7 protein-coding genes are annotated in these 14,514 nt (G+C 37.9%); 6 read left to right on the top strand and 1 reads right to left on the bottom strand.

Going from position 1 to position 14,514, the window contains the following annotated elements; genetic code table 11:
- The first annotated feature begins 117 nt into the window (after window positions 1-117).
- The 3 genes from PVV65_RS02795 to PVV65_RS02785 are packed head-to-tail and all read left to right on the top strand — an operon-like array spanning window position 118 to window position 995.
- Window positions 118-564, top strand: coding sequence for a DNA polymerase III subunit chi (locus PVV65_RS02795; protein ID WP_273789132.1), 447 nt, complete (start codon window positions 118-120; stop codon window positions 562-564).
- On the top strand, window positions 564-719 hold the full coding sequence (locus tag PVV65_RS02790) for a hypothetical protein (RefSeq protein WP_273789131.1): 156 nt from the start codon (window positions 564-566) through the stop codon (window positions 717-719). The genes PVV65_RS02795 and PVV65_RS02790 overlap by 1 nt, the downstream gene beginning before the upstream one ends.
- A 12-nt stretch (window positions 720-731) precedes the next feature.
- Window positions 732-995 (top strand): hypothetical protein, encoded by a 264-nt coding sequence (locus PVV65_RS02785; protein ID WP_273789213.1) that lies wholly within the window; start codon window positions 732-734, stop codon window positions 993-995.
- Here the strand turns inward: PVV65_RS02785 and PVV65_RS02780 are convergent.
- Window positions 992-2,281 (bottom strand): MFS transporter, encoded by a 1,290-nt coding sequence (locus PVV65_RS02780; RefSeq protein ID WP_273789130.1) that lies wholly within the window; start codon window positions 2,279-2,281, stop codon window positions 992-994. The two genes, PVV65_RS02785 and PVV65_RS02780, sit on opposite strands and share 4 nt — an antisense overlap.
- Before the next feature lie 567 nt (window positions 2,282-2,848).
- Between PVV65_RS02780 and bafA (PVV65_RS02775) the strand changes: the two genes are divergently transcribed.
- The 3 genes from bafA (PVV65_RS02775) to bafA (PVV65_RS02765) all read left to right on the top strand — a co-directional run.
- Window positions 2,849-8,347 (top strand): BafA family autotransporter, encoded by a 5,499-nt coding sequence (gene bafA, locus PVV65_RS02775; protein WP_273789129.1) that lies wholly within the window; start codon window positions 2,849-2,851, stop codon window positions 8,345-8,347.
- A 349-nt stretch (window positions 8,348-8,696) separates the two neighbouring features.
- Window positions 8,697-11,261, top strand: a complete 2,565-nt coding sequence (bafA, locus tag PVV65_RS02770) for a BafA family autotransporter (RefSeq protein WP_273789128.1) — start codon at window positions 8,697-8,699, stop codon at window positions 11,259-11,261.
- A gap of 809 nt (window positions 11,262-12,070) precedes the next feature.
- Window positions 12,071-14,514, top strand: a 2,444-nt coding sequence (bafA, locus tag PVV65_RS02765; RefSeq protein WP_273789127.1) for a BafA family autotransporter, incomplete at its 3' end; no start/stop codon positions are given.

Genomic DNA, 14,514 nt, shown 5'->3' with positions numbered 1-14,514 from the left:
CCTCAATCGAAAAAGAGGTTTATATCTTGAACCGTTTCCTTTTATATAAGGGATATAGAAGTTTTTCTAAAAAAGGTGTTCGCGTTATTTATTAAAGAGTGATGAGGGTTTAAGAGGTTGGATATTTTATTCTATCATTTGACGCAGTCAACGCTGAAAGATATTTTACCAACGCTTGTGGAGCGGGCGTTGGTCCGTTTTGGTAAGGTAACCATACAATGTGTGAGTAAAGAACAATGCGATTCTATAGATATGCATTTATGGGTTTATGCAGATGAATCATTTATTGGACATGGAACTGAGTGTGATCAATATTCAAACTTTCAGCCTGTATTTTTAACGACAGGACAAGAAAATCCCAATGATTCAAAGATTCGTTTTCTCATAGAGGGAGCTGTTTGTTCGGATATTGATGCTTATCAACGTCTTGTTGTGTTATTTGATGGTAAAAATGATGAGCAGTTGAATCTTGCTCGAGCACAGTGGAAAAAATATAAAATGGAAAATCATAATTTAACATATTGGCAACAGAGCAAAGATTGTCGTTGGGAAAAACAGATTTAATGCGTCTCGTATCTTTTATTCTGGTTTTTATAGGATTGGTAGGAATCGTAAATCCAACACTTTTTATTGCGGAAGGATCAGGGGGAGGGCGTTGGGTTTTTGTTGTGATTTTTCTTTTAGGCATGCTAAAGATATGGTCTATAATAAAAAAATGAAACGGCATAATGATGATTATTGATCGAATTTTGCTTGTTTTATGGGCTGTGATGTTGGCTTTTTTTTGCATTTCGTGGTTAGGGACAACGCATATTCTATCAGAAATGTTTGCTGTTGCTGATATGAGCAATGTTGCGGATTTTTTATTTTTCTTTTTAAGTGCATTTTTTGCAGGAATATTGTGGTGGAGTATACCGCAACCTATGTCTTTAAAAATGAGACTGGCAGCATTTTTTCTACCAGTCTTTATTTTATTTTTTGTTATTACATTTTAGTTGGATATTTCATCATCTGTAAATCCGACAAAGCAAATCAGTGAAACAAAAGAAGCAAAAAGCAAATAATAGCCGATATAAGACGTATCAAAATGTTGCACTAAATATTCCGCAATGTAAGGTGCAAGAGAGGCTCCTACGATACCGGATAAGTTAAAAGTAATGGAAGAGCCTGTGTATCGAATGGCTGTTGGGTATGGTGAAGCCAAAACAGCACCAAGAGGACTGTATACCATTCCCATGATAGACAAACCAATGACAGACATTGCAAGGACTCCTAAAACTCCAGAATTTAAGAAATAAGGAATTGCAAAAGAATAGATACCGGTGATGATTGTAACCCAAATCATCAAAGTTCTCCGTCTAATACGATCAGAGAGTTTTCCAGTAATGATCGTAAAAATTCCACAGAAAATAGCACCGACAATTTCGACTTGAAGAGCTTGATAATATGACAACTGCAGATGATTTGTTGAATAGCTTAGTAAATATGCAGTAACCAAGTAAAACAAAACAAATGTTCCCATGCCAGAAAATATTCCAAGAAATAAGATTCGTGGACATTTTAAAAAGACATCGATGATAGGAACTTTGACACGTTCTTTATTTTCAAGATTTTTTTTGAATTGAACAGTTTCATTGATTGAAAGACGAACCCATAATCCTATAATCATGAAAACAATTGAAGCAATGAAAGGGATGCGCCATCCCCAAGCGACAAGTGCATCATGATCGAGAAAGTATAACAGACCTAAATAAACAGCAATGGATAAAAACAAACCGATAGGAACGCCTAATTGGGGGAACATTGCGTACCAGCCTCGCTTTTCTGGAGGGGCATTTTCTGTTGCGAGCAAAACAGCTCCTCCCCATTCTCCTCCTAATCCCATTCCTTGTCCAATACGGCACAAGGTTAAGAGGAAGGGGGCAAACCATCCAGCGGTTTCATACGTAGGAAGAAAACCAATAATGACGGTTGAAAGGCCCATTGTGAGAAGAGAGGCTATAAGTGTCGCTTTTCTTCCAACTTTATCTCCAAAATGTCCAAAGACAATTGATCCAAAGGGCCGAGAAAAAAAGGCTGCTCCAAAGATCAGGAAAGATTGTAAAATGGCAACCTGATCATTTTGTGTTGGAAAAAATACATAAGGAAATATGAGCGCTGCAGCAGTGGCAAAGACATAGAAATCAAAGAATTCAATTGTTGGGCCAATAAGGCTTGCAAACAAAATGCGACGAGGGGAATTTCTGTTGTTTGTACCTTGCATTTCTAAGTTTATAGACATGAATAGAATGTCCCTTTCAATATATGACAAATCAAATATGAATTAACCAACTATAATTATAAAAATTTCAAATCAGTGTCGAGTCGATATTATGATGTTTCTTAATATATTTGAACAATGCTGACGGACTGATGGACATCAATAAGTATTTTTGATTATCAACATTGAATAAAATAAAGAAACTATTTTAAATGCTGAGAAATAAAAATACGGTCTCATAAAGGCTTTCTTCATTCACAGTGCTATTTCCTTTAAAATTTAAGGCCATTTTTATCTATTGAGGATCAATCTTATTCACAGAATTAGTGTTTAGTGTTTTAAAAATATTAAATTTTTTTTATGAATATAATTACAACACTTTTAAAGTGTATGCTTTAAAAATAAATCTTTTGGTTGTGCATACATTTTAAAACACATTGTGTACATTTTATCTGTCAGAGCTTAATCATCGACTGCTTGATTATCTTAAAAAAAAATAGAAGGTTGAGCCATTACAGAATGTTGTTTTGGTCTATGCACTGTTTTCTAAATGGGGGGATTAAAATTTGGAATGATGGAGTGTGGATAATGCAACGCAAATTGAAATTAAGTTTTTATGCGTTAATGACCAGTAGTTTTTTTATCAAGATTGCAAATGCAGATGGCGTAGCGACATTAAAAGAAAAGCTATTAACACCAGTAGCTATCAATGAACATCTAGAAGAGACAAGAAAATTATTATCAAAAGTGAGGGGATTAAAAGAAAAGACAGGGGGGGCAAAAATGATAGTGCATGAAAAGACAATAGAAGAAAGTAAGCTTTCAGAGGAGGAAAGGAAGGGGGAAGAAAATCTGTTTTTTGAAGTCCTTACAAGTTCAATAATAAGCGATGATGCTACGATCTATATTACCAATCGTGACTCTGAAAGATCTAAAATAAATAGCTTTAGCTATGAAGATGCAGGCTATTCTATCAATAATACGGTTCGAGAGGGGGGGAAACTCTACATTGATGCGGCCAGTGTTAGTCGGGATACAACAATTGAGCATGGTGGGATTGAGTTTGTCCAAAGCTTAAGTACTTCCGAATATGCTTTTGTTAAAAAAGGGGGGCAACAAATTATTGAAAGTGGCGCAAATGCTGAAGGGACTAAAATCCATGGAGGTGAGCAGATTATTGTGGGTAAGGGAGTCCTTGGAGATGGCTTGTTGCGTAAAGATAAGGAAAGTAGTGCTTATGGCGCTGAAATTTATGCAGCAGATGGAATGCCAGGACTACAAAGTGTCTATAGTGGGGGGATAGCTGTTGACACAAGGGTTATGAAAGGGGGTGTTCAAAATCTTGATGGTCAAGAGAATTTTAATAACAGCTTTTCAGAAGATTCTGATGCAGTCGATACAGAGGATGAAGGCTTTACAATCAATGAGGGAGCTTTTGCACTAAATACCGAACTTTTTAAAAATGGGGCGCAGAATATTTTTGCAGGAGGGAATGCGAGCGAAGTTACTTTATACGATAGAGCGATTCAGAAGATATATGATGCTGGATACGCGGATGATTTAACAATTAATCATCAAGCACGATCGTGGGTTTTTGCTGGTGCAATATTAGATAAGAATATAAATATTCATGATTTTGGCAGCCTCTATCTTTATGCTGGAAATGGTGAAGCTGTTACGGAAGTAGAAAATCTTAATTTAAACGGAGAAGATACCAAACTCTACATTATTGCTTCTGAAGATAATAGCAAAAAACCTCAGGTTAATATCCAGAATTTAAAAGGAAATGGAAGAGTTATTTTTACCTCTTTAGGGGCTCATAAGCATTACTCTGAGCTTAATATTGATGATCTTTCAGGTTCTTTCCATTTCGATTTTAATGTTAACTTTGCCAAGAACCTTAACGATTATCTTGTCATTAAAGAAAGAAGCTCTGGTTCTCACACAATAAGCATGGCTGATTCTGGACGTGAAATTATAAATTCTTCTCACAAAAAGCTTAAATTAATTTCTGATCACAGTGGAAATGCTCATTTTACTCTGACAAATATTTTTGGTGAAAAAATCGAAACGATTGATGCCGGAACCTATAGATATCATTTGAAACATAGAAACAATAAAGGCACTGGTAAAACTTGGTATTTAGATGCAAATTATGCTCTTGATAAGACAAATACCTCTTTGTTTTCTGATTTTAGCTTACAGTCATCTACTTCTTCATTACCGGATGAACTTACAGAATTGACTATTGAAAAGGGAATGATTGTTACGATTACGGATCCTAGCTTTGACATGAGCAGCGAAAAAGTTGAGAGCAATGGAGAAACTTCAATTAGTAATACAGTTAAAGATGGTGGAACGCTCTCTGTTTATAACGGTGGTTTTAGTTTGTATACGACAATTCAAAGAGGCGGGATTGAGCTTATTAAAAGGCAAGGTCTTTCACAAGATAGTATCGTCAAGAAAGGAGGAAAACAAAAGGTTGAGGAGGGGGGAAAAGCTGAAGGGGTTAAAATTTCCGGTGGTGAGCAGTTTGTTTCAGGAAGTTTTGATGTCAAAGGGGAGATGGTAAGAAGTAGCGCTTATGACACTATCATTTCTGGTAAAAACGGGGTGAGAGGATATCAGAATGTGTACGATGCTGGAGAAGTTTTTAATACAAAGATTAAGGCAGGAGGGGTACAAAATCTTTATGTAGAAGGAGATCTCGATGATTATAGCAGTTTTGCATCTAATACAGAGGTCTTTTCTGGTGGAGAGCAACACGTTTTAGCGGGGGGAATAGCTCTTGGTGTTCTTTTACAAGGGAATGCTTTTCAGAAAATAGATTTAGGGGGCTATGTAAAAGATTTAATCATTAAGAATCAAGCACAATCATGGTTACATCCTGGTGCAACATTAGAGGGAAGCACTATGATTCATGATTCTGGGCGAATTTATCTTTATGCTGGCGCTAAGCGATCTCGTACTGAAGTCGAAAAAATTGTTTTAAATGGCAGAGATACAAGATTGTACGCTATCGCTTCTGATATGGACAATGAAAGTTCTTTAATTGAGAACTTAAGTGGTAATGGACGTGTTATTTTTACTTCTACGGTATTGAATCCACATTACTCTAAACTTGAGGTCGGTAATCTTTCAGGGAAATTACATTTTAGATTGAACACCAATTTTGAGGAGCAGCGCGGTGATTATCTCCTTATCAAAAAGGGGGAAGGAGATCACACAATAAGCGTGATTGATTATGGTATTGAAATTGCCGATTCTTCTCTACAAAACCAGAATTTAGTTTTAGAGCTTGATTTAATTCATGAACAAAGCGGAAATGCGCATTTTACTCTGACAGATTTTTCTGGTGAAAAGGCTAGTACAATTGATGGTGGAGCCTATATGTATACTCTAAAGACGAAAGATCATAACGGTGGAAAGACTTGGTATTTAGCGCCGTTGGAAACAACTTCTACTTCTGTAACTCCTTCATCTCATACGGCTATAGAGAAATTTCCTGAAAAAGAAGAAAATATCACACCGTCACAAGATGTTAATATTAATTTTGATCCATATTCTGATGTCATTAATTTCAGTATTCGTGAAGGAGGAGGCATTTTACAAAGCTTTTTGCTTGATGATGACAGGGTAGTTTATATCTCTGATGATGGAGAGCAAGGTGCGCTTAAGCAATCCATGAACGCTACAGTTGCAGGATCTGGAACACTTTATGTTGAAACAGGTGGTTTCAGTGAAAATACAACAGTTGAACGTGGTGGTTCTGAGCTTATTGGAGAACAGGGAATTTCAAGTTCTACGATTATTTACGATGGCGGGCAACAAAAGGTAGAAGGAGGAGGAACAGCATTGCAGACTACAATTTACGGTGGTGATCAGCTGATTTGGGGAGATAGTTACGAGAACGGTGGGATTGTTGGAAGCAGTGCCTATGATACGATAATTTATGGTCAAGGGGACACACCCGGACAGCAGAATGTGTATGATGATGGAATGGCAGTGGGAACAAAAGTGATGAGTGGAGGAATACAAACTCTTGCTAAATGGTTTCCCGATGATGATAACTTTGCAGAAAAAGCCGGTGGTTTAGCCATAAAGACTGAGGTTTTTGCGGGTGGTGTACAGAGGGTATTAGCAGGGGGTGAAGCAAATGCAGTAATTTTACGCACTGGTGGTGCTCAAGAAGTCCATGCTGAGAGCATTGTAAAAAATCTGACAATTGAAGAGAGAGCCAATTCATGGGTCTTTGCTGGTGCGATATTAGGAGGAGAAATAGCGGTTCAGGATTTTGGTGGACTCCACCTTTATGCTGGAGATGATCATCAACAAACTAAAGCAGAAAATATCAATCTAAATGGAGAAGAAGCTCAATTATACTCCATTTCTCGTGAATTTGACGACAAAAGTACACACATTAAGCAGTTAAGTGGTGTAGGAAAAGTCATTTTTACCTCTTCTGAAGATGATTTGTATTACTCCAAGCTTTATGTTGATAATCTTTCGGGGAGTCTCCATTTCGATTTTAATGTCAGTCTTGCAGAAGGAAAAGGTGATTACCTTTTTATTGAGAATGGGAGTGGTTCTCACACAATAAATGTCGTAGATTCTGGTATTGAAATTGCTGATCCTTTTTCAACAGAACTTGATTTAATTTTGGATCAAAGTGGCGGCGCATCTTTTACCTTACAAAGTTTTTCTGGTGCAAAAATTGGAATGGTTGATGGTGGAACTTATACCTATGGCTTAAAACACAAAAATATTGAGGATGAAGAGGGGAAAATTTGGTATTTGACCGCAGTTTACATGGATAGTACGCCAAGAGAGAAACGGAGGAGAAGCCGATCTGCACGGCATTTAAGTCAAAATCAACCGGTTTCTTCTCTTTCAACTCTGACCAATACACAAGAGCATACGATTAAATTGCCACGTCAAAAAGAAAACCGCCACAAATTGAGTCAAAAATCCTCAACTTCTGTTTCTTCAATCGTTTCAACTCTGGGCAGTCAAATGATTAAAGGAGCACTTCCACATTCTCTTTCTTCTGACACACCACAGGCTGCTGTTTCAGTCTCTTCTCAGTCTTTAGCAGATCAGATGACTTTGCGTCCAAGTAATCAGCAACAACCTTCTCCACAATTGGGTGAGACGCTTTCAGGTTCTCAGTTTTTAACCACGCCTTCTACAGATGCAGTATTGTCTATGTCTGTAGCTCCAGTAATGATATTTCACAATGAAATGCAAAGCGTACGTGCGGGAAGAGGAATTCTAGATAAAAATAAAAGGAATACGGCTTTATGGGGCTATGCAATTAAAGCAAAAGAGAGCATTGCGACAGAGCATATAGATTTTAAGCTCGATCAGACAGGGATTGTGTTAGGGATCAATGGCTTAAGCGAGTGGGCAAATGGAGAGTTTTATATAGGTGGTTTTGGCAGTTATGATCATGCTCGTGTTGCACATACTCGGGGTGGTACCAGTGGTATCAATAGTTATGGCATTGGGGCTTATGTCACGTATGTGGATCATAGTGGATGGTATCTGGATGCTCTTTTAAAATACAATCATTATCAAAATAGTCTGAAGGCAGTTTCCACGAATGGTTTAGGGATTGAAGGAAGTTATAAGCAATGGGCGGTGGGAACCTCCTTTGAAGCAGGTTATCGACTTCAGACGTCCAAGAGCAGTTGGTTGCAGCCTTATGGACAATTTACTTGGTTGCAGGTTGAGGGAAAAGAAATCAAGTTATCGAATGACATGAGAGGTGATGTACGTCCCTTTACGTCACTGCGCAGTGAGGTTGGGTTATCTTTAGGGTATGAATTTGGCTCTGGCATGGCGACTTCCTCACAGGCGTATATTACAGCAGCATGGTTGTGTGAGAATAAAGATGACAATCAAACACTGATTAATGAACACCATTCATTTACCACGGATTTATCCGGTAATGCGGGTAAATTAGGCATAGGTTTAAGTAGTTTTGTGAGTGAGCAGTTGAAGTTATATGGTGAGGCTCATTATGTTAAAGGGCGTAAGACAAAACAATCCCTTCAAGGCATTTTAGGAATACGCTATAGTTTCTAATTATAAGAGTATAGTTATCTTTCAAATGTATAATTGTTTTTAAAAGTCTCAAATAAAGCATAAACAATTTTTCAGAGCGTGCAGACTCGCTTTTCATGACAGATTGTATACCATTTTTTATATTATAGTTTATGATGTGTTACTTTTTTATTTGGTGAAAAAACTTTGAAGAAGTCCAAGAATTTCCTTATATTCTCGATCAAAAACACATCGAAAAGATTATAAAGAATAGTTCTTTGAACGAAATGATGAGGATACTTAGAAGAATTATTACAATCTAAGGTTGAAAATATATTTTGTAGAGCTAGTTACGTTTGGTGTCTATGCAGGCGTAAAGAGGGGGGAGGATATGGCTACACAATATAAATGGAAACGCAATTTTTGGGCACTCTTGTTGAGCAGCTGTTTTGTACAGGTAGCTGCCGCAAATGAGGGGGGGATACCGCTTTTTTGTCAATCTTCAAGTAATGGAAATGGTCAAGTATTTCACGATCAATATAATGAAGATATGAAAACAGGAAGATGCATCCTTGGAGCATCGAATGATTTCATTATAAGAAGACACAATGAATTAGGCTTTTTTAAAAAGCCTAGGAATTTTACTCTTGTTAAGGGTGCTAGAATATTTGCGAGCCAGAAGGGGCTTGATAGCAATCGTCGCGACTATGTTGGAGATAATGCGCGAGCACAAAATACTGCGTTTCTTAAAAAACCTGAGCTTATCTTCATTAAAGATGGGGCACGACTTGAAAATTATGTCCTTGATAATGAGGGTAAAGCATACATTTCAAATGATGGTGAGATTGATAGTCCAGGGCGGTCTATCGATAACACAGTAAAGAATGGTGCGGAGCTTTATGTATATGCAGGAGGCCTCAGTGAGAATAGTAAAATTGAACATGGTGGAATTGAGAATGTTCAGGCTTTAAAGGGAAAACAAGGATTTTCGAAAAATGCTGTCGTTAAAGAAGGCGGACAGCAAAGTGTTGGAAATGGAGGAAAAGTAGAGGGGACTAAAATTTATGGTGGGGAGCAGCTTGTTTTCGGGGAGGGGGATGTTGGAGGAGAGATTAAAGGGAGTAGCGCTTCTCATACAGTCATTTATGGACAAGAGGAAACATTAGGTCAACAAAAAGTATATGACGGGGGTAAAGTTTGGAATACAAAAGTTATGCAAGGGGGCATCCAAGAGGTTGGAAAAAAGTCTGAAGATGCAAAGAATGGTGGTTTTGCATTTGATACAGAAGTTTTTTCTGGTGGCAAACAGCGTATCTTAAAAGGCGGTCAGGCCATTGGAGTCACTTTAAATGAGAGCGCTATGCAGGAAATATATACGGGTGGATCTGTAAAAAATCTAACAATGAATGATGAGACAAAATCATGGGTACATGCTGGAGCGACATTAGAAGGCAAGACACAAGTAAATCATTTTGGGCAGCTTCATCTTTATGCTGGGAATGAACAACATCGCACCACAGTAGAAGATATTCTTTTAAATGGAAAAGAGACAAAACTGTATTCACTCACGGATGAGTCTGATGGAAAAAGCTCTTTGATACAAAAATTAAGTGGTGAGGGGAGTGTTATTTTTGCATTTACGGGTTCTGATCCCTATTATTCTCAGCTTCATGTGAATAATCTTTCAGGAAGTTTACATTTCTCATTGAATACCACGCTTGCCCAAAACCGTGGAGATTATCTCTTCGTTGAGAAAGGCGCAGGGAAGCATACGATAAGTGTTGCTGATTCTGGCGTTGAAATCACAGATCCTTTTTCAAATAAGCGTGATTTAATTACTGATCAAAGTGGTGGAGCGCATTTTACGCTGACAGATCTTAAGGGAGAAAACATTAACGCCCTTGATGGTGGAACTTATATGTATGGACTGAAAGAAAGAAAGGATGAAAATGGAAAAGTTTGGTTTTTATCGGCAGATCGCCTTAGTGGACCAGAAAACTCTATTCCAGATCCTACAAATCCATTTATTCCTGGTGGAACATTAACCACTCCCTCTACGGATGCAGTATTAACGTTGTCTGTAGTCCCTGGACTTATTTTTAACAATGAATTGCAAATTGTACGGAATGGTAGAAAAATTTGGAACAGAAATAGGAAAGATATCGAGTTATGGACTTATGGAATTAAGAGCAGAGAACGTATTGCGACAGGCCACACACACTTTAAGCTTGGGCAGACAGGTTTAGTCTTTGGTGCTGATCAGTTGAATGAATTAAGGCATGGAGAGTTATATATTGGTGGCTTCGGCAGTTATGATCAAGCACGTGTTTCTCATGCACGAGGGGGGAGGAGTGATGTAAGCTCTTATAGCATTGGAACTTACGCAACTTATTTTGATCATCGTGGATGGTATATGGATGGTGTTTTGAAATATAATTATTATCAAGATAATTTGAAAGCCATATCAACGAATGGTTTAGCAATACAAAGTCATTACAATCAGTGGGCGATAGGTGGATCATTTGAGATTGGTTGTTATTTTGAACCAGCTCAAAATACTTGGATGCAGCCTTATATCAAGTTAACAGGTTTACAGGTGGAAGGTAAAAAAATAAAACTTTCCAATGGAATGATCGGTGATCTAAGTCCATTGATCTCATTCCGTAGTGAAGTTGGATTGACGGCAGGACATGAATTTTTTGTGAATTCAGAAACTTCATTAACAGCTTATATAATGGCAGCTTGGTTGCGTGAGAATATAAATAATAATCACGCGATAATTAATAACCAGCATAAATTTATCACAGACTTATCGGGTAGTGCGGGTAAATTGGGAATTGGTTTAAACAGTTCGGTCAATGATAACCTAACACTTTATGCGGAAGCATATTATCTAAAAGGACATAAGATTAAAAATGCTCTTCAAGGTATTTTAGGATTACGCTATAGTTTCTAAATACACCTTTACACAACTGACTAAGTTTACAAGCTTAAACAGATAACACTTTACGATGTCTTTTTGAGAGTATAGAGACCTTTTCAAACAGTAAGGATGCCTTTATACTCTCTTTTGAAGCAAGGTATTAATTAAGAGTGTTCATTTTTTTGTATGTTGAATGAGAGTCTTGAATATTGTAGGATTTTCTCATTCTAAATCTACTCCATTTTGATCAATCAAAATCACTTTCTTGCACGTCATAAGGTGGGGAAGAACCGTGTGGAGCAAAATTGTACAAGAAAGGACTAAAAATGCTTCTGATAAATCACTTTAAGAGCTAAGAACTATCGCAACGTTTTAGAGCTGGTAAAGTGTTTGAAGGAGCCGACTCCATAGTGTAAAAATGGTAGTGTTCAATGGATTTTTAGCAATTATGCTATTCATTGTCGGCGTCTGGAAAATATAGGCTTAGCATATTAAGAGATGTTTCTTTCAAACAAGCGCATGAGCATCCCAATGACGTTCTCTTTTACGTGAGGGGTGGTGATCCCGTTAAAGGGCACGGGCATTTTTTCATCCATAATTTCAAATACAAACCTGAAAATTATTCTTTTAATTCAAATAAACAATTTAAATTTTTTAGTTTTTCTGCTTTCAGTTAGCGTTTTTTAGTGGTTTATAAACACAACTAAAAATTGTTTAAATTAAAAAATACACTAAAAAATTGCATTTAGACATAAATAAAACACATTATGATACAATCTAAAACGAGCTACCTGCGTAGCCGCGGGATATTTGTCTAAATAATTGAGAGTGGAGTGTGGATAATGCGATATAAATACAAGTTAAGTTTTTCAGTATTGATGATCAGTAGTTGTCTTGCACAATCTGCAAGTGCAATTGCGAAAAAGAGTGAAGAGCTAGAAAGATTAGAAACTATGACACCTGGAGGAACTGTACCAAAAGGTTCAGCACTAATTAGTCGTACTGTCAGCAATAAGGTTACAATCGAAGATGGGGGTGTTGAAATTGTTGAAAATGGAGCAACTTCCGTGGGATCCACTATTAAAAATGGAGGGATGCAGATAGTTGTGCGCGGAGGGAATGCTTTTGAAGCTAAAATTCTTGGAGGTCAGCAGTTTGTTCATGAAGAGCCAAATATTGATCTTACAAGTGTGGTTAGAAGAAGCAGTGCATATAATACTAGCGTTTCTGGCGAGGGGGGAGCGGTAGGACAGCAGAATGTGTATGATGGTGCATGGGCTTTGAATACGAAAGTAGGAAATAACGGAGAACAAAATCTTTATGCGGGAGAGAGAAAAGAGGGGGGAAGAGCAATGGATACAGAGGTCTCAGGAAATGGTAGACAGCATGTCTTAGCACTAGGAGAATCTTTGTCTACTACTTTGAAGGATCATGCTACTCAGGTAGTATATCCTGGAGGGTTTGTAGATACTTTAACAATTATGGATTATGCCCAATCGTGGCTCCACGCTAATGCACAAGAAGTTGTTGGAGAAATAAGGGTCAATAATCACGGAGAACTTTATTTGTTTGCTGGTGATAGGACAAACCACACTCATAAGAAAAAGATTCCTATAGAGGGACGACCTGTGGAAACAATATTTGATGTTGGTGAACGGAATATAGGAGAAAAACCTCAGATTAAAATTGAAGATTTAGGGGGACAAGATGGAACTGTTATTTTTACTTCTATTCCGTATGATCCACGTCATATTTCACTTCATGTTGAGAAACTTTCAGGAAATTTGCATTTTCGATTCAATATTAGTGCTACATGGGATGCGAGTGATTACTTGTTGATTGATGAGGGAGCTGGTAATCACAAAATAAATGTTGCCGATTCTGGTCGTGAAATTACAAGTCCTCTCTCACAAAGGAATAGTTTTGTTACTGAGATTCCATTAATTACCGATAGAGGACCAGATGGAGGAGCTAATTTTACTCTGGCAGATCTTTCAGGAAAGGACATTACAGCTGTTGATGGTGGGACATATCAGTATGTTTTGGAGAAGAGAGGTAGATGTGCTAATTCTAGTGGTAGTTCCACAACTTGGTATTTAGCTAGAGCTTCTGGAGATACGGAACGTTCTAATTCTGAGGTACAGTGTGTCAACAAGAAAATGAAGGTTCCTGTTGCATTGTCTGCTGATATGGGAACACAGTCTAAACAAGGTGATTCTTCAGGAGGGAAAAAGGCTGGTCGTCGTCCCCCTAAAAAAGAGCAACCCCAGAAACGGCCTCCACGTCATTTAAGAGAAGCACAAAATGTCTCTAGTGTTTCGATATCTTCTTCTCAAGAAAATCAGACGCATGTGGTATTGCCTCCATCATCTCCACATTCTCTTTCTTCTGACACACCACAGGCTGCTGTTTCAGTCTCTTCTCAGTCTTTAGCAGATGAGATGACTTTGCGTCCAAGTAATCAGAAACAACCTTCTCCACAATTGAGTGAGAAGCTTTCAGGTTCTCAGTTTTTAACCACGCCTTCTACAGATGCAGTATTGTCTATGTCTGTAGCTCCAGCAATGATATTTCACAATGAAATACAAAGCGTACGTGCGGGAAGAGGAGTTCTAGATAAAAATAAAAGGAATACGGCTTTATGGGGCTATGCAATTAAAGCAAAAGAGAGCATTGCGACAGAGCATATAGATTTTAAGCTCGATCAGACAGGGATTGTGTTAGGGATCAATGGCTTAAGCGAGTGGGCAAATGGAGAGTTTTATATAGGTGGTTTTGGCAGTTATGATCATGCTCGTGTTGCACATACTCGGGGTGGTACCAGTGGTATCAATAGTTATGGCATTGGGGCTTATGTCACGTATGTGGATCATAGTGGATGGTATCTGGATGCTCTTTTAAAATACAATCATTATCAAAATAGTCTGAAGGCAGTTTCCACGAATGGTTTAGGGATTGAAGGAAGTTATAAGCAATGGGCGGTGGGAACCTCCTTTGAAGCAGGTTATCGACTTCAGACGTCCAAGAGCAGTTGGTTGCAGCCTTATGGACAATTTACTTGGTTGCAGGTTGAGGGAAAAGAAATCAAGTTATCGAATGACATGAGAGGTGATGTACGTCCCTTTACGTCACTGCGCAGTGAGGTTGGGTTATCTTTAGGGTATGAATTTGGCTCTGGCATGGCGACTTCCTCACAGGCGTATATTACAGCAGCATGGTTGCGTGAGAATAAAGATGACAATCAAACACTGATTAATGAACACCATTCATTTACCACGGATTTATC

The sequence above is a fragment of the Bartonella sp. ML70XJBT genome (assembly GCF_028618425.1).
In the GTDB taxonomy this organism is placed as follows: domain Bacteria; phylum Pseudomonadota; class Alphaproteobacteria; order Rhizobiales; family Rhizobiaceae; genus Bartonella.
The sequence above is the reverse complement of the archived record's forward strand: the minus strand, read 5'-3'. Positions and strand labels throughout refer to the sequence as shown.